This window comes from Leptothoe kymatousa TAU-MAC 1615 (assembly GCF_018739865.1).
Lineage (GTDB): Bacteria > Cyanobacteriota > Cyanobacteriia > Phormidesmidales > Phormidesmidaceae > Leptothoe > Leptothoe kymatousa.
The window spans coordinates 454,946-479,622 of sequence record NZ_JADOER010000004.1 but is presented as its reverse complement, the minus strand read 5'-3'; the positions used below and the strand labels follow the sequence as shown (position 1 = coordinate 479,622).

The following is a 24,677-nucleotide window of genomic DNA, read 5'->3' as shown; positions in this document are numbered from 1 at the left end:
ATGGGGATAACTGCTGAGTTACTAACCGACTATTCACTGCGTTGGGTCAACCACATGGCGGACCTACCCATCGCCGATTGGGATGCCATGGCAAAACCCCTCAAGACTCCATTCTTTGAGTGGTTTTGGCTAAATTCGATGGAGACGTCTGGTAGCACTCGCGCCCAAACAGGCTGGTTGCCCAATCATTTAACGGTGTGGTGCAAAGATCGGCTAGTGGCCGCCGCTCCGCTTTACCTCAAAGGCCACAGCCGGGGTGAGTTTGTGTTTGACCACCAGTGGGCCGACCTAGCGGAGCAATTGGGGATTGAGTATTATCCGAAACTGCTTGGCATGTCGCCCTTTACCCCAGCAGAGGGGTATCGATTTTTAATTGCGGATGGAGAAGATGAGGCCACCCTGACCCAGGTGATGGTATCGGCCATCGATCAATTTTGTTTGCAAAATCAAATTTCTGGCTGCCATTTTTTGTATGCCGATCCAGACTGGCGCAGGTTACTGGAATCTTTGGGTTTTCATAAATGGCTGCACCATAGCTACATTTGGAAGAATGAGGGCTACGCCACATTTGATGATTATCTGGCTCGGTTTAATGCCAACCAGCGACGCAATATTAAGCGTGAACGCAAATCGGTCACCAAGGCCGGGTTACATTTTGAGGTGCACACCGGCGCTGGGCTGTCGGACCAGCTGTGCAACCTGGTATACGACTTTTATAGCGACACCTGCGATAAGTTTGGCTGGTGGGGTAGTAAGTATCTGACTCGTCAGTTTTTTCAACAGCTGCATCCGGGGTATTGCGATCGCACCGTAGTCTTTGCCGCCTATGTCGACGACAGCAACGACCCCGTGGGCATGTCCTTTTGCCTCACCAAGGGCGACCGTCTGTATGGCCGCTACTGGGGAGCCTTCGAAGACTATAACCACCTGCACTTCAACGCCTGCTACTACGAGCCCATCGACTGGGCCATTGCCAACGGCATTCAGCTATTTGACCCCGGTGCCGGTGGCCGCCACAAAAAACGACGAGGGTTCCCAGCGGCCCCAAACCACAGCCTGCACAAGTTTTACCATCCTGCCCTAGCCCAGGTGCTGGACAACTACATCGACCGGATCAACACCGTCGAAAACCAAGAAATTAACGCCATCAATGCCGATTTACCCCTCAAACCACTGGTGGCTGAGGATCCAGGCAAGTGAAATCATAGATATCCCAAGGTAAAATATGTGCTCACTTTCTGGCCTCGCCTGGGCCGCTTGCTACTACCATGACCACTCGCCCAAATATTCATCCCACGACCGTTGCCCTGAAAGCCTTGGACGATAAACTGTCCAAACGCTTCATTGAACTCGACCCCAACGGCTATTTCTTGATTTATCTCGATCCGGAGCAAGCCTTAATCTGCGCCAAGCATTTCACCAACGTGATTAACGACAAAGGGGTGGCCTGCGATCCAGAAACAGGGAAACCCTTAATCGCCAAGAAAAATGCCCCCCCCCGCCAAGAAACTCGCATTTACCAGGGTCGCACGGCCAAAGAACTGTGCATGAAAATCTTCGAAGACAAAGAAAACCCATGCCCCATTAGCTATCTGGACCATGCCGCCTACCTAGGGCGAGAGTTTGTCAGGGCGGAAATTGCCCTAATTAATGGTGGCGAATACATTCAGGATTAAACCTTACCGCCCACCACTTCTCTGACCCGATAGATGGGGCGCTTTTGAGACTCGTGATACGTACGCATCATCAGCTCAGCGAGGAGCCCCACACTTAAAAGCTGAATCCCTGAGATAAACAACACCACCGCCAATAACAACAGGGGGCGATTGCCAATTTCAGCGTTGAGAATAAATTTCACAAAGGCGAGATACAAACTCAACAACACACCGCTGATGACTGAAATCGCCCCAAAGGGACCAAACACATGCATCGGCCGAGTCAGAAATGTCTTCATGAAATAGATGGTCAACAAATCTAGGGCGACTCGAAAGGTGCGCCCTAATCCGTACTTGCTTTGGCCAAACTGGCGCGCATGGTGACGTACGGGCACTTCGCTAATGCGCGCACCTTCGATATAGGCCAACGCTGGCAAAAACCGATGCAGTTCACCGTAGAGGTTCATATCCTTCACCACATCGGCACTATAAGCTTTCAAAGAACAGCCATAGTCATGGAGCTTTACCCCTGTAACTTTGGCAATTAGCCAGTTGGCGATTTTGGAGGGCAACAACCGGGTAACCGCATTATCCTGGCGATTTTTGCGCCAACCGCTCACCAGGTCAAACCCCTCATGGAGCTTGTTGTAAACCGTGGCAATGTCCTCGGGTTCGTTTTGTAAGTCGCCGTCCAGGGTAACGATCACGCGGCCTCTGGAGTAGTTAAACCCTGCTGCCATGGCGGGGGTTTGGCCATAGTTGCGCCGCAGCAAAATCACCCGTAAATCGTGGCGTTCCCGGGCAATGTCTTTGAGCAAATCCGCTGAGCCATCGGAGGAACCGTCATCGACGCAGATGAGTTCGTAGGTGACTCCCATGAACTGGGCCACTTTGGTGATTTTTTCCACCAGCAGCGGAATGCTCTCATATTCGTTGAAAATTGGCACAACCACCGATAGCTCATAACGACTACCACGCTGGGACAATGAGCTAGAAGGAATGGCCATGGGGGAGGGGGAAGAATGAGCAGAGCAATAATAGTCAAACATATCACCCTGAATAGTCCCTGAAAATTGATGAATGATCAGGTTAACGCAGGAACCATAGTTTGCGATCGCTCTTCAAACATTTGAAAAAGCTCAACCTCTACACATCCGCCCCTACACAAAGGAAAATTTTCAAAAACAAGGAACCTGCACCATGCTGGCCCATCGCCATGGAGCTTTTGGAGGCCTAACTAAAACACCTGGTTCCACCCATACACTTCATATTCGGTCCAAATGCCATTTTGCCAATAGGGGTCATTTTCCACCAACTGGCGCACCGTGGCCTCATCGGCAGCTTCATAGGTCCCAAACACCTTAGCGTTATCCGTCGTCGGCCCCAAAGACAACAACAACCCTTTTTCTTTCTGCGCCTCAAGTCCTGCCAGGTGATCCGCACGGTAGGGGGTGCGCTTTTCCAACGCATCCTCGCAATAGCTACCCCACATTACAAACTTCGCCATGGCGATTCCCCCCTGTCTGTTTTTCAATAGCCAGGATACTAGACAAAGCGACCAGTGCCCTATGGCAAACTTTTCAATGGCCAGGATACTTAGATAAAGCGCCCATAGCCCTATGGGATAACGACTGCAGCATCCAAACTGGCACCCACCTTGTCAGCAACGCCTTCCACCCAGTTTTCATCCTGCTTAGTATAGCTACGGGGAGCGTTAGCCCCTAAAATCAATACCCCTTTCTCCCCCATGGGCTGACAAATAACCCCCTGGGTATTTTCGGGCAAATAATTAAACTCCACCTTGCCAGGGTAAAGCTTCAAACTCACCAAATAAACCGGCTTCTTTTGGGTGAGGGCACGCTCCAAAATAGGCCCAACGGTCACCTCCTTATTTGGCCCCAACACCCCTCGCCGCATCAACACCTGACCATCGTAATAGGCCACCAATGAACGCGTTACCGTATTGGTCAATAACAGATGGGAAGCCCAGGCCAGTTCAGTCGCCACAGTATCCGCCAACCCATCGGCCAGCTCAAACCCCTCTTCGCCATCCAACACCACGGCCTCTGGCGGTATGGGCTGAATCTGTCGCCACAGCAACGTAGTCAAAATTAAAATCGCACTGAGAAACACACCGACAACATCTGCCCGCGCTTGGGAGTCAGTCACCACAGGCGTTAGCAAACGATTCAGCATAAGCAGCGTACCGCCCACGGTGCCCACGATCAAAGGCAACCGTCTCAACCACTGATTTTCATCTGCTTTAGCCATGCATTCTCTCCCAAGAGCCGCCCCGGTTTAAGGGCCTATTCGTTCAACGATGTGGGGGCCATGCTTACCGTACCATTGCCCCATGATCACCAACTCAAAATCCGCTAATTAACTGGTCCCCTGGGACAATTCCTGGTGTATCGTTAGCCATTAAACCCCACGACTCGACTCTGCTGTGACCTGGCTTCTATCCCTAGCCTTTATTTCTGCACTCATTGGCCCTCGCCCCTGGCAACCGATCAAAAGCGTCAACATTGCCACTGTGGATATTCGCCCTACCTGGGACTCTCCCTGGCTGCAGCAACGCTTGGCGGCTGACCCCGCCATTGAAAACATTCTCAACGGTTACATCGCCGATTTAGCGAGCCTGGGCTTTTCCACCGAACAACAGAGCGTGGCCATCGATGCAGGGCGTTACCCAGTGGCCCGCCACAAAGAGTCCCGTCGCTTACCCGCAGCTTCATTAACCAAAATTGCGACCACCCTAGCGGCCTTAGAAACCTACGGCATTAACCATCAGTTCGAGACCTTTATCGGCTGGCGCGGCACCATCGCCAATGGCGTTCTGCAAGGAGATTTAATTATCAAGGGAGCCTACGACCCACTGTTTGTATGGGAAGAGGGCATTGCCTTGGGCAATACTCTGCAACAGCTAGGCATTCAACGGGTCACAGGCAGCCTAATTGTTGTGGACCGGTTTGTGATGAATTTCAACACAGACCCGTTGGAGTCTGGCAAATTATTAAAACAGGCCATGGACTCGGCCACCTGGGGTTGGCAGGTCGACAAACAATATGCCACTCTCCCCCCTGGCACCCCCAAACCCACGCTCAAAATCCAGGGCCAAGTACAGCTCGCCTCAGCGGGCCCCACCATTGACCAAGCATCGGGCTGGCTGGTACGCCACAAATCCTTGCCCCTGGCGGTCATCCTGAAAGCCATGAATATTTATAGCAACAATGTCATGGCAGAGATGGTAGCGACATTGGCGGGTGGACCGGCCAATGTGGTCAAAATTGCAGAACAAACCGGGGTGGCTCCGGGGGAAATCAGCCTGGTTAATGGCTCTGGCCTAGGAGAAGACAATCAGCTATCTGCCCGCGCCGTGATTGTGCTGATGCAGGCTATCCAAACCAAACTACAGACGCAAAACCTGAATTTTGCTGATCTGTTTCCAGTATCTGGCACCGATGTCGGCACCCTGATTGACCGCACCATCCCCCAAAATGCATCGGTTAAAACCGGCAGTTTAGCTGTGGTCAGCGCCTTAGCTGGAGTCTTTCCCACCGAAAAAAAAGATTTAGTTTGGTTTGCCATTGTGAACTATGGCTCGGGGTTAGAAACCCTACGTGCCCGTCAGGATAGACTACTGGCAGGCATTGAACAGCAATGGGCAAAAGCCAGCCAGGTCCCCCCTCAGATTAAGGCCACCCTACAGTTCAACCAGGGTCCCTACAGGCTGGGCGACCCTAAACGCAACGAGCTTATTCAACCCCCAACGGCACAATCTCAGTAACAACATTATTCCCCGTGACGACTACCGTTTGACGCTCCAGGTTACCAACGGCTCGGTCACCGTTTACCGTGGCGGCTGGGTCTTGCTGACTGTAGCTAACATTGCCCCTCCCATCCACATCCTGAGTTTGAATATTCCAAGTTAGCTGATCGGCCAGCAACAACGACTGTCGATCCTTAGAAACAGCCTGCACCTTGCCATCAAGCAGCAACATCTGACTGTCGAGATTTAGACGCCCCTGCATCGCATTGGCCGTTAGTTTACGCTTAGGGTGCTCAATTTTGACGGACTGCTTCAGCACGACGATTCCGTCTGCCACCTCCCATAGGGCCTCGTCACTATTGGCTTGCAGAGGCAGCTTCAGGGCATTCATCTGCACTTGCTGCTGGAGAAGAGCCTGTTGTTTGGTGAGGTCAAATTCTCCTTGATTACCGACTAGGCGATCTGTGACTGTCTTATCCTTTTTGGCAACATAGCGTTCCATCTGCACGGGGACATCCGTTTGCAGCTTGTTTTCGTCCAACAAAAACACAAGTTTGTCAGACTTAAACCCCATCCATGGTTCTTCGGTGGTGTTAGCCACCACGCCTCCAAAAAGCTCCAGACGCTTGGTCTTATTAAACAACCGGGCCTCTTGGGCGGTGGCACTTAGCTGGGGGTGCTCACCAACAATACTGTCCTTGACCATGAGCAAATCGTCTTCCGGAATCCACTCTAGGCTCTTGCCCTTGAGAACAATATCTTCATCCGGACTAGTCGCGACGATATTGCCCTGGAGAAAAATAGATTTGCCATCTTCTCGAATCTCGCCCTGATCAGCCTTGACTTTGTAGATGACCTTGCCATCTTGAAATAGCTCCCCTTCTGGCGACTTTAAACTGGCCAATCGCCGATCGGGGCTATAGGTTGCTTCCTTAGCCTTAACACGCCAAAGCAGCCCACCGTTTTCACCGGGCTGCTCTAGGGTGACATCTTTTAAGGTTAACTCCGGCTCAGTTTGCTCGGTAGGCTCCTGATTTTGAATGCTTTCTAAGGTATCACCCGAGGATTGACACGTACGTACGGCTACAACTATCACAGCGATCAAAGCCGCAATTATTGTAAACCGATACCATTTGCTCATGGGGGGTCACGTTACACACCAGTAAGTATGTTGCCTAAACTGCCGTTGCCGAGGAAACGCATGCATCGATTTACAGAAAATGCTCATCGATGCTTTGACAAACGTTATTAAACCAAGGACCAGCGACTTTTCAGACCATACTAACGGATTATCAGAGCCTAGCTCTGATCGCTAGTGACTTCCTCTTCTTCCATTACATTTAAGCCGGTCAATGGGCGATATGTGTAGCCATGGCTATGGCTACGGTTGGTCTTTTTGATATCGTCCTTCACCGTATCTAAATCGATATAGCGGTCGGACACATTGATCAGGCTATCGCTGGTCATAGACCGGAGACTAACAACCTCAACACGCACACCGCGATAGCTAGCAGCATCTACGGCATAGGCTAAATCACCATCGCCACTGACCAAAATCGCTGTGTCATAGCACCCGACCAAGGCCATCATATCAACGGCAATTTCTACGTCTAAATTGGCTTTTTTGGAACCATCGGGCAGTTGCACTAGATCTTTAGCAATTACGCGATAGCCATTGCGACGCATCCACAGGAGAAAGCCCTGCTGCTTTTCGTTGGTTCTATCTACACCGGTATAGAAAAAGGCACGAAATAAGCGAGACCCTGCTGTCAGCCGGCAAAGGAGCTTGGTGTAGTCGATTTCAATACCAAGCTGGAGTGCGGCGTAAAATAAATTGGAACCGTCAATGAAAATCGCTACTCTCCCGCGATTTTCTAATACTTGCTCGGGGGTAAAGCCGGGATCGTGGCTAAGGGTATTACGGTGATTCAACATAACTTAATCCTGTCCGTTTTATTTATGATTAACGTCCCAAACACGTAGCTAAAATCGACCTTAAATAAGCCCTCAGCATTCACAGATGAGCGAGGGATATTCTCTAAGAGTTTACAAAGGCTATCAGCAACAGAAAACCAACCAAAAACCAAGTTGCCACACATACTTTTAAAGTGCCTTAAATAGTTGGTTGTCGGGCCAATAAAAACCTGCATGTCTTCAAAGTTGATGCTATTACCCTCATCATACATGAGGCTTTTAGAGATGAAAGCCATGGAGCCGTAACTTAATTTCTTCTCAAGAAGTGGGAAATAAATGTAATTGAGAAAATTTGATCATGACTATTGGAAATCTGAGGTGAAATTAATCGTTTTTGCCATCTATCTATAGCCATAAATAAATAAGTTAACAAGGATTTATTTTGCGAGACAAAACCACATGTCTTGAAACGATGATAAAAGCAGATTAGTATCACTAAATAAAGTGTGAAAACATAAGTTTTCGCTAATTATTTACAGCATCGGTGAATTAAAAGGTTTTAGAAGGCGGCGGCGGTGAAATCTGCTAAATATATTTAGTCCGTTGCTATGTCCCAACCGCACATACCCAGATCAAAGGAAACAATTTTGTGGAATTTTCGAAATTATTTACGTCCGGTGGTGTGGTGGTATGGCCCCTACTGGCAGCGTCCATTTTGGTGGTGGCACTTATTTTGGAACGTAGTTTATTTTGGTGGCAAATCTATAGGCGGCAAGATCAGGTGGTGAAGCGTTTTTTGGTTGACTATGCCCAGCACCCGAAGCCCGCGATTCAGCAACTGGAAGATGAGCAGTCGCTGCCAATGGTACGGATTTTTTTGGCCGCGTTATCCCTTGACCAGGCGACACCGGATGAATTTAAGCTGGCCTTAGAAAGTGCCGCCCAGGCTGAAATTCCACTGTTAAAGCGATTTAGTACGGTCTTTGAAACAGTAGTGGGGCTAGCACCTTTGTTAGGGTTATTGGGCACCATTTTGGGCCTGATTAGTGCCCTGTCATCGTTACAGATTGGCGATGTGGGTACGGCCAAGGCGGCTGGAGTGACAGCGGGCATTGGTGAAGCCTTGGTTTCAACGGCCGTTGGGTTAGTGGTGGCCATGGTGACCTTGTTGTTTGCGAATACGTTTCAGGGGTTATATCGGCGGCAGCGCGCTGCGATCGCAGACTACGGTGGCCAGTTAGAAATCGCCTACGGACGTTATTACCGACAATTTGCCAACCGTCAGGGGCTGACCCATAACTAAAACTGGGCCAATCCCTAGAAGTTAATTAGATAATTTGCGTATTTGGTTACTTTTACGGTCGGGATGCACAGAATAATCTAGAAAATATAAATAATCTAGAGAATAGAAAAGATGCACGTATCATTGCTTAATGGCTACACAGGCCATCTAGGTATCGCTACTGCGTCTGCACACCATCAGGTTCTGGTATCGAAAGTTTTATGGGCGATCGTCGTTGGGTAAAAATTGGAATTTATGTGGGAGCGTTTTGCCTTGCCATGGTGGTCACGATCTTTTTAGCCACCACCTATAAGGCAGTTTTTGGCCCCCCCCAAGTGGTAGCCGCGCCTACAGAGGTGGTCGAACCAGCGAACCAGCCAGAACGCTCCGGCAGTCAGTTGATCTATGCCGCCGACAACAGCGGCCCCGCTTATACCCCAAACGAACGAGTGGCCCTGGCCGATCCATCGAACTATGGCGATCGCTACACCATCGATGCCTACGGGCAGCCCCTCACCAACGACTATATTGCCGTTCTCCACGAAACCGTCTGGAGTGCCAATAGCGCCATCAATACATTTCAGACCCACCACCCCCGGGACGAGGACCAGTCCAGCTATCACACCATCATTGACCGCGACGGCACCGTAATTTATGTGGTGCCCCCCGACAAACGGGCCTACGGTGCTGGCAACTCAGTATTCGACGGGGCCAATGGACAAGAAAGCGTGGTTACCAATCCAGAATTTGCCTCATCGGTGAATAATTTTGCCTATCACATCTCGTTGGTAACGCCATCGGATGGGCAAAACAATGCCCCCAGCCACAGCGGCTACACTGAAGCCCAGTACCAGTCCCTTGCCTGGCTCCTGGCCCGCACTACGATTCCAGAGGAGCGGATTACGACCCATGCCATGGTGGATCGGTCAGGGTCTCGTCAAGATCCCCGCAGCTTTAACTGGCCCCATTTTCTAGAGGATTTACACCAGTATCCAAACCGGCAGGCCTAGGCCAACTATAGCCCCAACATACGATTACAAAGAGCCAGCGCTGACCTTTTCGAGCCAAAGTTCTAGGTTTAAATCGTAGTAGCCTTCCTGGCCAGCAGGGTATTCACCTTGCTCAATGGATTGGATAATGCTGGGCAAGGCGGCAATATAGTATTGGCCACGGGCCACGGGATGAAGCGTCCAGGCATCGGGGTTAGACAGGGTGGCACGCCAGCCATTTGTGCGCTCTAGCTCACGGGAAATCATCACCTCCCAAGAATCTAACTTGCCCCGAGAGGTCCAGTAGTTTAGCCAGGTGAGCGTCCGCGCAGGCAGCTGCTTTAGCCACTCGTTTTTATAGTCCATCCACAGCACCGGGATGGGCAAAAAGGCATCAAAGCTTTGCTTTTTAAGCAAGTAGGCCCGACTGCCAAAAAACTTAAACCGATAGAACCCCTGATCTTGCTCATAGGGCACGCGTTGGTGCATTGTGCCATCTGCCCTGGGCGGTCCCGATAAGGGACGGATAAACAACACGTCGGGCCGCTTTTCCATTAGCTCAATGCCCTCAGTAATCCAACTGTGGCCCTGCTTTTGGTACTGCAGCATATCGCTGTCAAAGTGCACCACATAGTCCCCCACGGTTTCTTCCAGGGAGAAAATTGTGCCTAGGATGGGATACCCCTTCCAGTTGTGGGTGGGTTTGGGCACCGAGCCAAAATGTTTTTTATACACCCGCCGGCGATAGGCATCGTCATAGTCCATATCCACCAGGCGATCTACCACCCCCATGGACATTAGCTGGGCGCAGTTTTCCCGCAGCTGTTCTAGGGTGCCAATGCCGGGACGATTCACTTTATCCCCAGTCAAGGGTGCCGTATCTAAAAATAAGACCTTTTCCACAAAAGGATATTGGCTCGTGCGCACCAAATGGGGGATCGTTTCCATCATGAATGGAATGTCGGTGCGGGCCACCATGATGGACAGGGAACAACGGGCAGGAGTCATAAAAGTAGGGTGGGCACCGCCCACCGGGAAATGGGAAATGGGAAATTGCCGTAGGTTGGGCTGCACTTGCTAACCCCCAACCATCGATCACCATCGCCAAACACCGAGCAATGGAGAATAAAATACGGATCAACGTTTAATCCGTTGGGTCAACCGTCGCAGCATTGTTTTTAATCGATGCACCGATTGGGGTGAAGCCCCTGTGGAGTCCCCCGCAGGCGGACGCGCCTCCGGCTCATCTAGATATCGATAATATTCCCAAAGATCCCGGTAGGGACCGCCCGGCCTCATGGGTGTTCCGGCCCAGTGCAAATAGCGCAGCCGAGTGTCCCCGTCATAGAGCACATGATCGCGGGGAACAAAGTGTTTCATGCCGCCCCAGCTACCGGGTTCATTTGGCTCTACCTGGGTAATATTCAACCGTTGGTCGATGCTATTCAGCACCAAATAATTCATGACGGGCTGGTCGGTGGTGCCCCCCGAAAAATCAAAGTAGTCGCGGTTTTGGGCACATTCGCCCAACCGGGCATACATTTGCTCCAGGGTGATGGTGCCTTTTTTGGAGCCCCACAAACCGCTGTTGAATAGGGAATTGACGATATCCGCTGGAAAAATACCCCGCTCTATGACGCTGGGGGAAAACACATCCCGCAGCTTGCGCCCCTTGAAGTGGTAGTCGCAACAGATAAAATCGGCCCGATCTAAATAGGCTAGGGTATTGCCAATGGGTTCAAAAAAGAGAATATCGGTATCCACATAGAGAAATTCATCCAGGGGGCCAAACCAGGCGGCCAGCTTGCGCATTTTGTTGGGTAGGGCCAGAAAGTCTCTGGGGAAAATGTCGCTGATTTTTTGGGTAAAGGCCTCTAGAAACTCCAGGTCGGGAAACAGCTGCACCTGATACAGGGTATTGAGTTTTTGGAATAGGTTTTGGTAGTCATCGTTAAAAGGAATCATGTATACCGGCACATCCGGATCATGAGCCCGGATGCTGGCCAGGAGTGCGATCGCATTTTCCGCCACCTTACCATTGGCAACAATATACACACCGCGAGTTTTTGAGTTAGTCATGGATGCATACTCCTCAGGCCAGACCAATTTTTTTCAACAACCGCTTTTGTAAAGATGGCGGCTGGTTATACGCCTTGGGTACCCCTTCAAAAACCGGCATCGCACCGTGTAAATAGCGATAGTGCAGAAATGTGCGCCGATAGGGAAAGTCAATATTTTCCCCCCCGCACAAACGACGGAATAGCTTAGACGACAGCCCAATGTAGTGGAGATAGCTCAGCCGCTTACCATGGTCGTACACCAACCCGTCTTTTTCTTCAAAGTGCTTCGACGACACCGCATTGCCCGTGGCTTTGCCCTCAGGCCGCCACTCCAGGGCCACGTTGTGCACGCTGTGGTTGTTGATTTGCACCATATAGTTGAGCAACGACTGATTTGGTGCCCCCATGTATAAAACCTCCGCATTGCCCTGGCCTAGGGTGTCTACCACATGGTCTAGCTCTGCATTAGAAAAGAGGCCCCGTTTCGAGGCATAACACCCAGAGCAAAAAATATCTCGCTTCAGTCTCTCTTCGGAAAACACCGTCGAGAGCTTGTCGGAGTGCACATTAAAAATATGGCTCAGGTCTTTAAACTGAAAGTCATAGACCACCACATCGGCCTGGGATAGGCGCTCAAACATAAAGTCCAAGGGCTGTAGTACCAGGGTATCCGCATCTAAATAAATAAATTCATCAAAGGGTGCAGCCGGGTCAAATGATACGTAGCGATGGTTTTCCCCCACCCGGTAAAACTGGGTTTTAACGCCTGCGTCTTTCCATTGCTTTAGCGCCGTTGGGTGGGTTTGCCACACCCGCAACGAAAAGTCTTCCCAAAATTTGAACAGTTCGGGCTGGTTGAGTAGGGACACATTGTCCCGCCCCGCCACTTCAGCGGCCACCCGCTCAATGTCATCGTTGTAAGCAATGACGCAAACTGGAATATGGCCAGAGTTTTGTTCAATGCTGTTGAGCAGAGCCACTAACTGGTCATAAACAACATCGTTGGCCAGAGTATAGATGCCGCGTTTCATAAATAGCTAGGATGTATACAAAAGGCTTATAAAATTACAGTCAACACCGGTATCCAGTGTATTCATCAGGGCTTAAATGTGGCTGATCTCGCCAGCGGTGATGATGAACTCTTTACCGTTGGCTTGGTAATGGATTCAAGATTTTCCACCACGCTCAGTAGGTCAAGGGCAATGTTTTGGGCATGGACCATCAGTTCTGCCTGTTCGTAGGGATCATCCACATCTTCCTGAATCAGGGCGATTAAGCCAATCATGGAATTAAGCTGCGATCGCAGCTCATAGGACGATTGACCAATGGCTTTGCGATAGATGGGCAAAATTGTCGAAGCCAAACTACTGGAGCCATTTTCCCGCACATTTTTAGCCAACTGCATGGCGTGGAGCCGGGCATAGGCGCCGCGCTTTTCCAGTAGGTCTCCGTGGGTGCCCACCTCCACCACCTTGCCCTGGTCTAACACCGCAATTTGGTCAGCTTCGTAAATGGTGGACAGGCGGTGGGCAATGACTAGGGTGGTGCGATCGCGACTTAAATCATCGATAGCATTTTGCACCAACCGTTCCGACACCGTATCCAAGGCACTGGTGGCCTCATCCAAAATTAAAATATCTGGATCCTGCAACAGCGCCCGGGCAATGGCCAAACGCTGGCGCTGGCCGCCAGACAACAACACCCCGCGATCGCCAATCATGGTGTCAAACCCATCGGGCAAATGTTGAATAAACTCATAGGCATTGGCCTGCTTCGCCGCCTGGATCAGCTCCGCCTCCGTTGCCTCCGGTCGGCCATAGAGCAAGTTGTCCCGCACGGTTGTATTAAACAAAAACGTCTCCTGACTAACAATGCCCAAATTCGACCGATAGCTTTGGAGATCAATGGTTTTTAGATCCACCCCATCCAGCTCAATGGTGCCGTCCGTAGGGTCATAAAAGCGCGGCAGCAAATCCGCCAGGGTGGATTTACCCGCCCCAGACGACCCCACCAAGGCCAGGGTTTGCCCCTTTGGCAAAAACAAATCAATCCCCTTTAAAACTTCCTTATCGTGGCTAGGATAACTAAACCGAATCTGTTTAAAGTGAATGCCCTGCTGCAAGGGGCGATAGCGGTTTGCCCCCCTAGGCATAAAGGGCTTATCATCCCGCCGCAACAGCGCCGTAACAATTTCGACACTGGCGGACGTATTCGCTAGGGTGCTGCGCTGACTGTTGAGCTGCCCAATGAACGGCAGCATCCGAAACAAAATAATCAGGTAGGTGAGCAGCGACGCCGAAAACAGTTCGAGCTGATTACTAAAGGCCACGCGACCCAGCACCGCAATCAGCATCAGCGCCAAAATGTTGATGATTTCATTGAACGGGCCAATGCCGGCAAAAATTAGCTGAGAATTAAACTCAGCACTTTCACGCTCAATAATGATTTGGTCTAGATAGTCATATTCCCGTTCCTCATTGGCCGTCGATTTGACCAAACGAATGCCTGAGAGCACCTCAAACACACGGGATGAATAGGCCTTAGAGATTGTAGACAGTCTCTTACCCAGCACCTTAGAGCGTTTGACAACAAACTGGTTCAGCAGGGTAACTGACCCCAGGGTCACCATGGAAATAATCGTCAGTTGCCATGAGGTAAACAACAACAACCCCAAAAACACCGCAATGGTGACCAACACAATGGCAATGCGCACCAAATTGCGAATCGCAATGGTAGTACGATTAACCTCCACATTTAGCTGATTGATCAAATCCCCAATTTTGGTTTGGGCAAAGTACCCTAAATCCACATCCAACAGCAGCCGCAACCCCTGCCGCCGTAGGGACATGGCCAACCTGCGGTTCAGGGCCCCCGCCGACAAGGCGCTGGCATAGGTCGACAAACTCTTAAATATGATCACCGCCACCACCGTAGCTGCCATCACCGGCAAACGGGCATCCTCTGGCAGGCCATCAAACAGGCTCGTAAACTTCTGCAAAATGGGCGGCAATGCCCCGGAAGAGCTAGCCGATTGCCCCAGCAGCTCCAATAAAATTGGCAAAATTAATAGGGTGCTCACACCGTTAAACAGCGCCCCAGAGAACCCCAATAGAACTGTAAAAAATAAAAGAACTGGATATTTAAAAAGCGACTGAGCAAGTAAACGGGTGGAAGACATAAATAGTTAGGCCGGGGACGCTATAGATGCAAGGTTTAGGAAGAGGAGCAGTGAGCGGATGGCGAGGCATGAGGGGAGGACCGCCTGACATACCGCTCAAGTAGCGGCCCCAAACGCTCAGCCATGGCATCAACGCTGTAGTGCTGTATGCAGCGTTCCCGTCCCAAGCTTCCCTGGGCTGCTGCCTGATCGGGGTTATCAAGAATTATTTGTAGCATTTTTGCTAACTCCTCCGGTGCATGGGGGGCTACCAGATACCCCGTATCGCCTAAAATTTTAGGAATATCGCCCACGTGGGTCGACAAAATAGGCTTAGCCATGGACATGCCATCCGTTAGTTTGATGGGAAACTGGGCCTTGGCCGTGGGTGTATCCCGCTGGGGCACCACCACCACATGGGCCGCCGCGACCACCTCCGCCATTTGTTCCATGGGAAACCGGGGTAGCTTGATCAACCACTGGGGCCACCGGGCCATGAGGTCGTCTTCATAGCCATCGGGCTTGCGCCCACCCACAATCACCAAACGCAGGTCCGGTTGGTTGAGCTGATCTAAGGCCATCAGCACATCCTCTAACCCCTTATGGGGACGAGCCGTGCCCGGGAACATCAGGACCCGATAGTCAGATAGCCCATATTTTTGACGGCTAGCCGCCGGGTCAAAGCGGGCTGGGTCAAACATATGGGTGTCTTTACTATTGGGTAAATAATGGCCGCCAAACTTTTGTTGTAAAAACTGATTATTAACCGTGACCACATCCGCGTGATTGACCCAGCGCTCCCCTAAAGACACGTAGTAATGGTGCCCCATATCCCTCAAGTCCCCATCTGGCTTGAGAAAATCTCGCACAAAATCCTTTGGCGATGGCCGATAGTCATAGCCATCGCCACCGAACCAGCTGAGCTCCCAATCATCAATATCTAGAAAAACGGGGCGGCGGGTATAAAACTTTTTGAGTAGCGCTATGCCCAGACTGGTGGGGCGAGGTTTAATCGCGTAGATAATGTCGCCCCGAATTTGGCTCAACAGCTGGGTGGCGGAGCTCATGAATCCAGGCAGTGGTTTACCGGGAACGGGGATAACGGGCAAATTTTCTGGGGGAGGGGGATAAATGCTCTGCCCAAACTGACAGCCAACTATTTCTACGCTATACCCTAAGCGTTGCAAAATCTGGCTTACCAGGTAAACACGGGTCATGCCACCACCAGAAACGTCTGGGGCAACTACTGACACCTTCAGCGCTGAAGCGTTGGATGAGTTCACCGTTATTTTGATCTCCCCCTGTAAACAATAAGACGCTGCCGAAATCGGCCATGGCCATTAATCAGCGAACCTAAAATCTATTTAGGAGCAAGCCGGACCTGAACCACAGCGCATCAGCGACGCCCCGATTTGACACAAACTGCTAGGCCCTGGCATTCAGATCGCGCTGTCTTCAAATCAGCGACAACACACGGTCTGTTCACCAAACAGCATTTGCATCAAGTTTGCCCGATTAACCCGCATCCTATCTCAGCCCGTAACCTCAAACGGCAGACGGTTTTTATCTTTGTTTAAGATTTACATTGACAACCGGGTTCTTAGGTTAAAGGTGTGTTACCCGTGTGAGGTAGATGACATCACTACGCTGGATTCCATGGGCGGCAGCTCCAGTATTAGGTTACCCAAGATGCCTTTGCGAAAGTCGTTTAGCAGTTGATGGGCCGCCCGCTCTAGGTCGTTATTGTGCCGTGCAGATAGGTTGGCGAGGATGCTCTCCCCTGTGTAAGGCTCTCCGGCATCCGAAACAAGGGTCAGGCTATAGCGCGCTGCGATCGCATCCCCGTAGCCCCCATCGGCCCGCTCCACCTGGTCCAACCCCAACAACAAATCCACAAATGCCGCCGCCACCCGTTGCGTATCGTAGGCCGCATTACCAATGTCATCACAAATTGCCAGCTTCAGCGCCGCCGACTGATCGTTGAGCTTTAGCGGAATAATCCCCGGCGCATCCAATAATTCAATCTCATTCGAAATCCTCACCCAGCGCAGCTGCCGCGTCACCCCAGCCCGCCGTTCACTGGCCACCACCTTGCGCTTTAGCAACCGGTTAATCAGCGCCGACTTACCCACATTGGGAAACCCAATCACTACCGCCCGCACCGGACGCGGTTTCATCCCCCGCTTCTTACGACGATCATTCATCGCCTTGCCCGCATCCTGGGCTGCCCGCAGCAAATTTTGCACCCCCTTACCCTGCTTCGCATTGGTAAAGTAGGCCGCCTGCCCATTTTCCTTAAACCACGTTTGCCAAGCCTGCCGCGCCTCCGGCGAAATCATATCCACCCGGTTCAGCACCAGCACCCGCGCCTTCTCACCAATCCAGCCATCCACCTCCGGATGGTGTGTGGCCAACGGAATCCGCGCATCCCGCACCTCCAACACCACATCCACCCGCTTTAGCTGCTCTTTCAAAGAACGCTCCGCCTTAGCAATATGGCCCGGGTACCACTGAATAGAAGGCGAAGACATAGGGACGCAAGATGAGGTCGGCAATCTATTTTAGCGGTCAGCGGTGTAAGGGGAGTGGGCAATGGGGTTTGAATAGTCAACTCCCCGCGCCTTTTATGGCACCACCATCACCGGACAGGGCGCCAGGTTAATCACCCGAGCACTCACACTCTCCGACTGACCTTCCGGCGTTAACCCAATGCCACGGCAGCCCATCACAATCAGATCCGCCGCCAGCTCATCCGCCACATCACAGATCACAAAGGCCGGATTACCCTCCCGCTCAATCGCCTCCGTATCAATTCCTTGATTCGTAAATACAGTTTTCGCCTTTTCCAGTAACTGAGCCACTGCCTCTGGGGACGCTTGTTCAGGATGGGCGTCATTAGAGGGTTCAACGACTGATAGTAAAATCAAATGACTTTGATGATGCTTCACCAATTCAGCCGCCTTAAATGCCGCCTGTTGCGCTTCTGGACTGGCATCTATCGGAAAGAGAACGTTCTTAAACATAACGAGGGAAAACCCTAGACTTCGATCAAAAATCCGAGCCGCAATAAGCGATAATACCTATTGAGTAAAGAAAATGTATTAACGCTTTAACACCTAGGGTAATCAAGCTTGTCCTAGCTTTGAAGTGGGACGTACGTAACGTTACAAAACTGCATTAGGAGATAAGGAGGATAGTTCTGTGGCAAAGAAATCCGTAACTGATTTGTCCGCGGCTGATCTGTCAGGTAAGCGCGTGCTGATGCGGGCAGACTTCAATGTGCCCCTTGACGATCAGGGCAAAATTACAGACGACACTCGGATTCGGGCCGCTCTGCCTACCATCCAAGCATTAACCAGCAAAGGCGCAAAGGTTATCCTTTGCAGCCACTTTGGTCGTCCCAAGGGCAAGGTGGTTGACGCCATGCGTCTAACGCCCGTTGCCGTGCGTTTATCTGAGCTATTGGGCCAGGACGTGATCAAGTGCGACGACTGCATCGGCGATGCGGTTAAAGCTTCCGTAGACGGTATGGCCGACGGTCAGGTTGCCCTACTAGAAAACGTACGTTTCTACGACGGCGAAACCAGCAACGATCCTGAGTTTGCGAAGAACCTGGCATCCGTCGCTGACATGTACGTTAACGATGCCTTTGGTACTGCCCACCGTGCCCACGCATCCACTGCTGGTGTGACTGAGTACCTCAGCCCTTCCGTTAGCGGTCTGCTAATCGAAAAGGAACTTCAGTATCTACAGAGCGCTGTGGACAGCCCCCAGCGTCCTTTCGCAGCCATTGTTGGTGGTTCCAAAGTGTCCTCCAAAATTGGCGTCATCGAAACTCTACTCGAGAAAGTAGACAAGCTGTTCATCGGCGGCGGCATGATCTTCACCTTCTACAAGGCCCGTGGTCTTGCTGTGGGTAAGTCTCTGGTGGAAGAAGACAAGCTAGAGCTGGCTAAGGCCCTAGAAATTAAGGCCAAAGAGAAGGGCGTTGAGCTATTGCTGCCCACCGACGTTGTTGTTGCCGACAACTTTGCCCCCGATGCCAATGCTCAAACCGTTAGCGTTGAAGCAATTCCCGATGGTTGGATGGGTCTAGACATCGGCCCCGACTCCATCAAGGTATTCCAGGCAGCTCTTGCTGATTGTAAGGGCGTTATCTGGAATGGCCCCATGGGTGTATTTGAGTTCGAAAAATTTGCTGCCGGTACTGAAGCTGTGGCTAACACCTTGGCTGATATTACTGCCACTGGCTGCATGTCCATCATCGGTGGTGGTGACTCCGTTGCTGCCGTTGAGAAGGTTGGCGTTGCTGAGAAGATGAGCCACATTTCCACCGGTGGTGGTGCTAGCCTCGAGCTGCTAGAAGGCAAGACTCTTCCTGGTATTGCTGCTCTTGATGACAAGTAAGTCTTAGCCTAAAGCCTTCTTCTTTTTAGGAGAATGTTTTTAAGAAAGTCCCTGCCGGCCGGTGGGGGCTTTTTATTTTGAGCTAACCTATAAATAGGTCGTTAGATAGGTTTCTGGGCACTAGTATTTATGAGCACACTACATGTGAATTCCTTCAATGCACCCTTAGCCATCGAGTTACCTACTATGGCTAACATGACGGAGCAAGACTTTATAGACTTCTGCCTGGTAAATCGAGAATTACGCATTGAACGGACAGCCCAAGGGAAAATTATTGTGACGCCACCTGCTTTTTCAGATACTAGCCACAGTAATGGGCGTTTAGTACAGCAACTGTTTAACTGGGCAGATAAGGATGGGACAGGAATTGGGTTTGAATCATCTGGTGGCTTTACACTACCCAATGGCGCAACACGTTCACCCGATGCGGCATGGATAACCCTTGAGCGTTGGAACCAACTGTCTCCTGAAGAGCAAGCTGCGTTTGTTCCACTTTGTCCGGACTTTGTTATCGAACTACGTTCTAGTAGCGATACGTTGAAAAGTCTGCAAGAGAAAATGCAGGAGTATTTAGACAATGGTTTGCGCTTGGGCTTTTTGATTGATCGCAAAAATAAAACAGTTTATGTTTATCGCCCAGACCGACCTGTTGAGACTTTAAAGGATCCTGATGTAGTTCCAGGTGATCCAGAACTACCAGATTTCACATTAGCTATGGCGAAAATTTGGTAACAATATTGTTGAGTCTTTCTACAAAACCTATCGGGTAGAAACTGGTTCTTCACTCGTCAATGTGGAATATAGAGTGATGCCCAATGAGGCATTGACAGTAGCAATACGATTAAGTAGTTGACTAGAAAGATTCTGCTGCACAGGCTTCGATGATTGAGAACATTCATAACCAATGTCAAACTCGCGCTTCGTACAGCTATTCCATATAGCTCGACTATCCCGATCTAATGATTCAATAACAGCCAGCATTTCAGCAATGGTAGCTTCCGGTTCATCATATTGAGAAGACACTTCCAGGGTTGCATACCAAAGTCTGTCATACTGAGCACAGTGAAGTATACAAAGATCCATCGCCTCAAAAACAGAAACCAGAGAAGTGAGATCGCTTGCAGAAACCAGCTCAAGATCTGTATTAAGGTAGCGAATTTTATTTCCCACAAACAATCCCTCTTATTAAATATTTTAACCAGAATGTCTTGGAGATTAGTTTCAGCTTCAACCGCTTAAGCTCTTCAAGTCCTAGCCTATTAACCTAGGGAAAAAATAGAAGCCATTATTTGCTTCACACTGTAAAATCACATCTCCATTTTAAGACTGTCACGATAGTCCTGAATTAGGATAGAAATGTTTGCGCACCGAGGCCATATCCAATGGTGCAAGCTAAGCCGAAACTTAAAACCTTTGATGACTACCTTGCCCATTGTAAGGATACAGAAGCACGCTATGAGCTAACCAACGGAGAACTGATAGAAATCCCCCACGGGTCTGACGAAAACGTAATTATCGCTCGGGCCATGGATCTCGCACTGTCAGACTTAGTCGGCTTCCGACGGGTACGCAGCCATCAGCTTGCCATTGAAATGCCAGGGCAACCCAAAAACCGATTTCCAGATATCACAGTACTCTTACCAGAGCATTTAGAACAGTTAAAAACCTCTGGACAATCGGCCATTCGTCTAGATATGCACCCACCCATGTTGGTGGTAGAAGTAGTCAGCCCTGGGCCAGAAAACCATCGACGCGACTATATCGAAAAACGCAACCAATATGAATGGAGAGGAATTCCAGAATATTGGATTGTCGATCCAGAAAACCAACGGGTAACCGTATTGTTTTTAACAGCTGATGGCTACGAAGCATCCGTTTTTATGGATAACACGGTCGTTGTTTCTAAGACGTTTCCCGATTGGACGCTGACAGCGGCTGACATGTTATCAACGTAGAGAAGATTAACACTTCATAAAAACAACCTTCCTAACAGGAGCTTTGTCCCATCAGAAAGGTTGTTGATACTGAGAAACAGGTTAGCTAGGCAGTGTTGATTGCTCTAAAACAGATCCTTATCGGTCACGGCACCTTGACTGCTAGACGAGACTAAGGTGGCATACTTTGCCAGCACACCGCGCTTATAGCGAGGTTCAGGGGCAGACCATCCTTCTCGACGCTTGGCCAACACCTCATCCGACACATTCAGCTGCAACAATAGCTGATCCGCATCGATGGTGATAGAGTCACCCTCTTCCACTAGGCCAATGGTTCCCCCCACATAGGCTTCAGGGGCTACGTGACCCACCACCATGCCGTAGGTACCGCCGGAAAAACGACCGTCGGTAATCAGGCCGACGGAATCGCCTAGCCCTGCACCAATGATGGCCGATGTGGGAGCCAACATCTCTCGCATGCCGGGACCACCCCTTGGCCCTTCGTAGCGCACAACAATCACATCACCGGCTTTAATTTTGCCTGCTAAGATTGCGTCTAAACAATCTTCTTCTGATTCGAAAACTCTGGCAGGTCCAGTAATCGCGCGTTTTTTGATACCGGTCAGTTTAGAAACGGCCCCTTCGGTAGCCAGGTTGCCTTTCAAAATACCCAGGTGGCCTTGGGCATACATGGGTTGACCAAAGGGCCGAATCACGTCTTGATCGGGGCTGGGGGTATCGGGTATATCGGCCAACACTTCTTCGATGGTTTGACCGCTGACGGTGAGGGCATCGCCATGGAGCAAACCTTGCTTTAGCAGCATCTTCATCACCAGGGGAATACCACCTGCTTTGTGTAGGTCGGTGGCCACATAGCGACCGGAGGGCTTCAGGTCACAGAAAACGGGCACCCGCTGCCGAATCTCTTCGAAGTCGTCGATGGTGAGTTTGACGCCGATGGTGTGGGCAATGGCTAATAGGTGCAACACGGAGTTGGTGGACCCGCCCACGGCCATAATGACGGAGATGGCATTTTCAAAGGCTTTGCGGGTGAGAATTTGACTGGGCAAAATCTGCTTACGCACCGCTTCTACGAGAACATAGGCAGATTTTTCGGTGCTTTCTGCTTTTTCTTCGTCTTCGGCGGCCATGGTGGACGAGTAGGGCAAGCTTAAGCCCATGGCTTCAATGGCGGAGGACATGGTGTTGGCGGTGAACATGCCGCCACAGGAACCGGCACCGGGGCAGGCGTTTTTCTCGACGGCGGTGAGGCGTTCTTCGTCGATTTTACCGGCGCTGTATTGGCCCACGGCTTCAAAGGCGCTGACCACGGTGAGGTCTTCGCCATCGAGGTGGCCGGGTTTGATGGTGCCGCCATAGACGAAGACGGCGGGGATATTCATGCGTGCGATCGCAATCACCGCCCCCGGCATATTCTTATCGCAGCCACCAATGGCCAACACCGCATCCATACTCTGGCCCGTGCAGGCCGTCTCAATGGAGTCCGCAATCACATCCCGAGACACCAAAGAATACTTCATCCCCTCGGTGCCCATGGAGATCCCATCACTGATGGTGATGGTGCCAAATATCTGGGGCATGGCACCGGCATCCCGCAGGGCCGCTTCCCCCCGCAGAGCTAAGGTGTTAATCCCCATATTGCAAGGGGTAATGGTGCTATAGCCATTCGCCAGGCCAACGATGGGCTTCTTAAAATCATCATCTCCAAAGCCCACGGCCCGTAGCATGGCACGGTTGGGCGAACGTTGTACCCCTTGGGTAATAGCGCGGCTTTTACGATTGTCAGCCATGGTTAATTCCTTCGCGATCCATACAGACCCTATATTGTTACAGATTAGGGACGGAGACAGATTATGTCGCAGCAGCGAAAAAATAAGTTAGCGAGTTCCAGTTGTTTTCGCCCAACAGCAACCAGCCAGCCTAGGGCGATACAATGACTCGATCCAAATGAATATCCGTCCCACAGGGCTCCAATAAATAGGTCACCATCTGCCCCTTACCCTTAATTAAAATCGGGCCTCGCGAACGAAACTCATAATGTTCGGTCTGCAAATGTTGATACGTGGCTTCACTAATTTGAATCTGGTTAGGTAACCCATGGGACTCCATGCGACTAGCCGTATTGACCGTATCGCCCCACAGATCGTAGGCAAACTTTTTCAAACCAATCACACCGGCCACCACAGGCCCTGTGTGAATGCCAATGCGTAGGGCCAGATTCTGCTGGGTCTCGGCATTAAACTCCGCCACCGTTTCCTGCATTTCCACCGCCATGGCGGCCACCGCAGCGGCATGGTTGGTCGTCGGCTGGGGCAACCCTGCGGCCACCATATACGCATCACCAATGGTTTTAATTTTTTCCAAACCATGACGTTCCGCCAACTGATCAAACCGCGAAAACACTTGATTCAATAAATCGACAATTTTCACAGCGGGCTGGGTCTCCGTAAGCTGGGTAAAGTGCACAATGTCGGCGAACAACACCGTCACCTCAGAAAAGCTCTCTGCAATAATTTCGGGCCCCTGCTTAAGCTGTTCGGCAATGGAGCGAGGCAAAATATTGAGCAACAACCGTTCTGACTTTTCCTGGGCCTCCAGTAGCTGGCGGTTGATCGCAAAGTTTTGTCGCGAGAGGCGCTCATAGAAATAAACAGAAACGTTGCAAATACAACAAATCCAAAATGTATTGAGCAACAACTTTGCCGTGGGCACCCCCGGTGTAGCCACCTGCAACCCCAGCAGCGTATTCACGCCAAAATAATACACGATGGCCACAGCCTGAGAGATCAGATGCAACGGCCAAACCACCGGCACTAAAGTGGCCTGAGCAATGAATGAGAGTGCCCAACTAAACAGATCGGGATCCGAAATCGGGGTGTTGGTGACCACGCCCTGATACGTTTCATAGAATCGATGTAAAAGATTGATAGACCAGGATGCCAACAAAAAAACAACCATCACCCGGCGGGGTTGATAGGCCTGTTTTCGCATCAGCCATAAACACAGACATAGCAATAGGATGCGAATTAGGTTCATACCAATCCACAACAGCTTGAATGGATCCTGGCCCGTAGAAAAATAGGAAAGGGCGTCTAGGGGTAAAAAAGAGACAAAGTACAGTAACCCAAAGACAAGCCCTAGCCGCAGTCGCCGCTGCATAAATCGATGACGCCACTGGTCATAGTTAGCAAACTGGTGAATAGCGGGTAACCGGGTAAGACGAAACATGGTAGAGCAGGCCTAAGGCCACGCAACATGATGATGCAGGGCCATTGTGGCATACGGCATGGGCTCCGGCACTCGTACATTACCCAGAAGCTGGTTTTCCCTTAATGGCTATGGCTGGCCAAACACCAAAAGAAACGCCCTCCGGATTCTCTCTGGAGAGCGTTTTTTCCAAAATTGTCAGTAGGCCCACGGCCAAACCTATGTTTGGCACCTACGGCTAAGCATAGGCTTGGCACCTACGGCCAAGCATAGGCTTGGCAC

General features: G+C 50.8%; 23 protein-coding genes. 8 read left to right on the top strand and 15 right to left on the bottom strand.

Translation table 11 applies throughout. The features are described 5' to 3' along the window. Both IXB28_RS04515 and IXB28_RS04510 read left to right on the top strand, forming a co-directional pair. A complete protein-coding gene (locus IXB28_RS04515) occupies positions 1–1,200 on the top strand; it encodes a GNAT family N-acetyltransferase (RefSeq protein WP_215617344.1) in 1,200 nt (399 codons plus the stop codon). A 68-nt stretch (positions 1,201–1,268) separates the two neighbouring features. Continuing rightward, entirely contained in the window at positions 1,269–1,676 is a 408-nt protein-coding gene (locus tag IXB28_RS04510; protein WP_215617343.1) for a DUF4346 domain-containing protein, read from the top strand. On the opposite strand, the gene IXB28_RS04505 is transcribed toward IXB28_RS04510, so the two are convergent. From IXB28_RS04505 to IXB28_RS04495, 3 genes are all read right to left on the bottom strand, one after another. Further along, the gene (locus IXB28_RS04505) at positions 1,673–2,662 is read right to left on the bottom strand and encodes a glycosyltransferase family 2 protein (protein WP_215617342.1); all 990 of its coding nucleotides are present in this window, start codon (positions 2,660–2,662) and stop codon (positions 1,673–1,675) included. The genes IXB28_RS04510 and IXB28_RS04505 overlap by 4 nt on opposite strands. Positions 2,663–2,892: 230 nt before the next feature. Then, positions 2,893–3,162: a YciI family protein gene (locus tag IXB28_RS04500; protein ID WP_215617341.1), complete on the bottom strand. Its 270-nt coding sequence runs from the start codon at positions 3,160–3,162 to the stop codon at positions 2,893–2,895. A gap of 110 nt (positions 3,163–3,272) precedes the next feature. Then, the gene (locus tag IXB28_RS04495) at positions 3,273–3,926 is read right to left on the bottom strand and encodes a cofactor assembly of complex C subunit B (RefSeq protein WP_215617340.1); all 654 of its coding nucleotides are present in this window, start codon (positions 3,924–3,926) and stop codon (positions 3,273–3,275) included. A 175-nt stretch (positions 3,927–4,101) separates the two neighbouring features. Here IXB28_RS04495 and IXB28_RS04490 point away from each other — a divergent pair, with 175 nt between their 5' ends. After that, positions 4,102–5,442 (top strand): D-alanyl-D-alanine carboxypeptidase, encoded by a 1,341-nt coding sequence (locus IXB28_RS04490; protein ID WP_326520948.1) that lies wholly within the window; start codon positions 4,102–4,104, stop codon positions 5,440–5,442. On the opposite strand, the gene lptC is transcribed toward IXB28_RS04490, so the two are convergent. Together lptC and IXB28_RS04480 are read right to left on the bottom strand one after the other, a co-directional pair. Further along, positions 5,411–6,565, bottom strand: a complete 1,155-nt coding sequence (gene lptC / locus IXB28_RS04485) for an LPS export ABC transporter periplasmic protein LptC (protein WP_215617339.1) — start codon at positions 6,563–6,565, stop codon at positions 5,411–5,413. The two genes, IXB28_RS04490 and lptC, sit on opposite strands and share 32 nt — an antisense overlap. A gap of 158 nt (positions 6,566–6,723) precedes the next feature. Next, positions 6,724–7,359 carry a LabA-like NYN domain-containing protein gene (locus IXB28_RS04480; RefSeq protein ID WP_215617338.1) on the bottom strand — a complete coding sequence of 212 codons (636 nt, stop codon included), beginning with the start codon at positions 7,357–7,359 and terminating at the stop codon, positions 6,724–6,726. 628 nt (positions 7,360–7,987) lie between these two features. Between IXB28_RS04480 and IXB28_RS04475 the strand changes: the two genes are divergently transcribed. Together IXB28_RS04475 and IXB28_RS04470 are read left to right on the top strand one after the other, a co-directional pair. After that, entirely contained in the window at positions 7,988–8,641 is a 654-nt protein-coding gene (locus tag IXB28_RS04475) for a MotA/TolQ/ExbB proton channel family protein (protein WP_215617337.1), read from the top strand. Between the two features lie 200 nt (positions 8,642–8,841). After that, on the top strand, positions 8,842–9,630 hold the full coding sequence (locus IXB28_RS04470; RefSeq protein ID WP_215617336.1) for an N-acetylmuramoyl-L-alanine amidase: 789 nt from the start codon (positions 8,842–8,844) through the stop codon (positions 9,628–9,630). 24 nt (positions 9,631–9,654) lie between these two features. Here the strand turns inward: IXB28_RS04470 and IXB28_RS04465 are convergent, their stop codons facing one another. The 7 genes from IXB28_RS04465 to IXB28_RS04435 all read right to left on the bottom strand — a co-directional run bounded on the left by IXB28_RS04465 (position 9,655) and on the right by IXB28_RS04435 (position 17,849). Next, entirely contained in the window at positions 9,655–10,617 is a 963-nt protein-coding gene (locus IXB28_RS04465; protein WP_215617913.1) for a hypothetical protein, read from the bottom strand. A 129-nt stretch (positions 10,618–10,746) separates the two neighbouring features. Next, positions 10,747–11,688, bottom strand: coding sequence for an Npun_R2821/Npun_R2822 family protein (locus IXB28_RS04460; protein WP_215617335.1), 942 nt, complete (start codon positions 11,686–11,688; stop codon positions 10,747–10,749). A gap of 13 nt (positions 11,689–11,701) precedes the next feature. Next, positions 11,702–12,700, bottom strand: a complete 999-nt coding sequence (locus IXB28_RS04455) for an Npun_R2821/Npun_R2822 family protein (protein ID WP_215617334.1) — start codon at positions 12,698–12,700, stop codon at positions 11,702–11,704. Positions 12,701–12,765: 65 nt separating this feature from the next. Further along, positions 12,766–14,847: an ABC transporter ATP-binding protein gene (locus IXB28_RS04450; protein WP_215617333.1), complete on the bottom strand. Its 2,082-nt coding sequence runs from the start codon at positions 14,845–14,847 to the stop codon at positions 12,766–12,768. 35 nt (positions 14,848–14,882) lie between these two features. Then, positions 14,883–16,043, bottom strand: coding sequence for a glycosyltransferase family 4 protein (locus IXB28_RS04445; RefSeq protein WP_246559660.1), 1,161 nt, complete (start codon positions 16,041–16,043; stop codon positions 14,883–14,885). Between the two features lie 399 nt (positions 16,044–16,442). After that, positions 16,443–17,357: a ribosome biogenesis GTPase YlqF gene (ylqF, locus tag IXB28_RS04440; protein ID WP_215617331.1), complete on the bottom strand. Its 915-nt coding sequence runs from the start codon at positions 17,355–17,357 to the stop codon at positions 16,443–16,445. 93 nt (positions 17,358–17,450) lie between these two features. Continuing rightward, complete coding sequence (locus IXB28_RS04435) at positions 17,451–17,849, bottom strand: universal stress protein (protein ID WP_215617330.1); 399 nt, start codon at positions 17,847–17,849, stop codon at positions 17,451–17,453. 178 nt (positions 17,850–18,027) lie between these two features. Here IXB28_RS04435 and IXB28_RS04430 point away from each other — a divergent pair, with 178 nt between their 5' ends. Next, positions 18,028–19,233, top strand: a complete 1,206-nt coding sequence (locus tag IXB28_RS04430; RefSeq protein ID WP_215617329.1) for a phosphoglycerate kinase — start codon at positions 18,028–18,030, stop codon at positions 19,231–19,233. A 129-nt stretch (positions 19,234–19,362) separates the two neighbouring features. After that, a complete protein-coding gene (locus IXB28_RS04425; protein ID WP_215617328.1) occupies positions 19,363–19,965 on the top strand; it encodes a Uma2 family endonuclease in 603 nt (200 codons plus the stop codon). A gap of 27 nt (positions 19,966–19,992) precedes the next feature. On the opposite strand, the gene IXB28_RS04420 is transcribed toward IXB28_RS04425, so the two are convergent. Then, positions 19,993–20,403: a hypothetical protein gene (locus IXB28_RS04420; RefSeq protein ID WP_215617327.1), complete on the bottom strand. Its 411-nt coding sequence runs from the start codon at positions 20,401–20,403 to the stop codon at positions 19,993–19,995. A 212-nt stretch (positions 20,404–20,615) separates the two neighbouring features. Between IXB28_RS04420 and IXB28_RS04415 the strand changes: the two genes are divergently transcribed. Next, entirely contained in the window at positions 20,616–21,188 is a 573-nt protein-coding gene (locus IXB28_RS04415) for a Uma2 family endonuclease (protein ID WP_215617326.1), read from the top strand. A 104-nt stretch (positions 21,189–21,292) separates the two neighbouring features. Here the strand turns inward: IXB28_RS04415 and ilvD are convergent, their stop codons facing one another. Together ilvD and IXB28_RS04405 are read right to left on the bottom strand one after the other, a co-directional pair. Beyond that, positions 21,293–22,978, bottom strand: coding sequence for a dihydroxy-acid dehydratase (gene ilvD, locus IXB28_RS04410; RefSeq protein WP_215617325.1), 1,686 nt, complete (start codon positions 22,976–22,978; stop codon positions 21,293–21,295). A 130-nt stretch (positions 22,979–23,108) separates the two neighbouring features. After that, on the bottom strand, positions 23,109–24,416 hold the full coding sequence (locus IXB28_RS04405) for an adenylate cyclase (protein WP_215617324.1): 1,308 nt from the start codon (positions 24,414–24,416) through the stop codon (positions 23,109–23,111). Between the last annotated feature and the right edge of the window lie 261 nt (positions 24,417–24,677).

Coding starts and splice junctions, on each gene's coding strand:
- IXB28_RS04425 (WP_215617328.1), top strand. CDS start 19,363: ATGAGCACACTACATGTGAATTCCTTCAATGCACCCTTAGCCATCGAG.
- IXB28_RS04500 (WP_215617341.1), bottom strand. CDS start 3,162: ATGGCGAAGTTTGTAATGTGGGGTAGCTATTGCGAGGATGCGTTGGAA.
- IXB28_RS04450 (WP_215617333.1), bottom strand. CDS start 14,847: ATGTCTTCCACCCGTTTACTTGCTCAGTCGCTTTTTAAATATCCAGTT.
- IXB28_RS04505 (WP_215617342.1), bottom strand. CDS start 2,662: ATGGCCATTCCTTCTAGCTCATTGTCCCAGCGTGGTAGTCGTTATGAG.
- ilvD (WP_215617325.1), bottom strand. CDS start 22,978: ATGGCTGACAATCGTAAAAGCCGCGCTATTACCCAAGGGGTACAACGT.
- ylqF (WP_215617331.1), bottom strand. CDS start 17,357: ATGTCTTCGCCTTCTATTCAGTGGTACCCGGGCCATATTGCTAAGGCG.
- IXB28_RS04470 (WP_215617336.1), top strand. CDS start 8,842: ATGGGCGATCGTCGTTGGGTAAAAATTGGAATTTATGTGGGAGCGTTT.
- IXB28_RS04510 (WP_215617343.1), top strand. CDS start 1,269: ATGACCACTCGCCCAAATATTCATCCCACGACCGTTGCCCTGAAAGCC.
- IXB28_RS04455 (WP_215617334.1), bottom strand. CDS start 12,700: ATGAAACGCGGCATCTATACTCTGGCCAACGATGTTGTTTATGACCAG.
- IXB28_RS04480 (WP_215617338.1), bottom strand. CDS start 7,359: ATGTTGAATCACCGTAATACCCTTAGCCACGATCCCGGCTTTACCCCC.
- IXB28_RS04435 (WP_215617330.1), bottom strand. CDS start 17,849: ATGTTTAAGAACGTTCTCTTTCCGATAGATGCCAGTCCAGAAGCGCAA.
- IXB28_RS04495 (WP_215617340.1), bottom strand. CDS start 3,926: ATGGCTAAAGCAGATGAAAATCAGTGGTTGAGACGGTTGCCTTTGATC.
- IXB28_RS04415 (WP_215617326.1), top strand. CDS start 20,616: ATGGTGCAAGCTAAGCCGAAACTTAAAACCTTTGATGACTACCTTGCC.
- IXB28_RS04465 (WP_215617913.1), bottom strand. CDS start 10,617: ATGACTCCTGCCCGTTGTTCCCTGTCCATCATGGTGGCCCGCACCGAC.
- IXB28_RS04460 (WP_215617335.1), bottom strand. CDS start 11,688: ATGACTAACTCAAAAACTCGCGGTGTGTATATTGTTGCCAATGGTAAG.
- IXB28_RS04515 (WP_215617344.1), top strand. CDS start 1: ATGGGGATAACTGCTGAGTTACTAACCGACTATTCACTGCGTTGGGTC.
- IXB28_RS04445 (WP_246559660.1), bottom strand. CDS start 16,043: ATGACCCGTGTTTACCTGGTAAGCCAGATTTTGCAACGCTTAGGGTAT.
- lptC (WP_215617339.1), bottom strand. CDS start 6,565: ATGAGCAAATGGTATCGGTTTACAATAATTGCGGCTTTGATCGCTGTG.
- IXB28_RS04405 (WP_215617324.1), bottom strand. CDS start 24,416: ATGTTTCGTCTTACCCGGTTACCCGCTATTCACCAGTTTGCTAACTAT.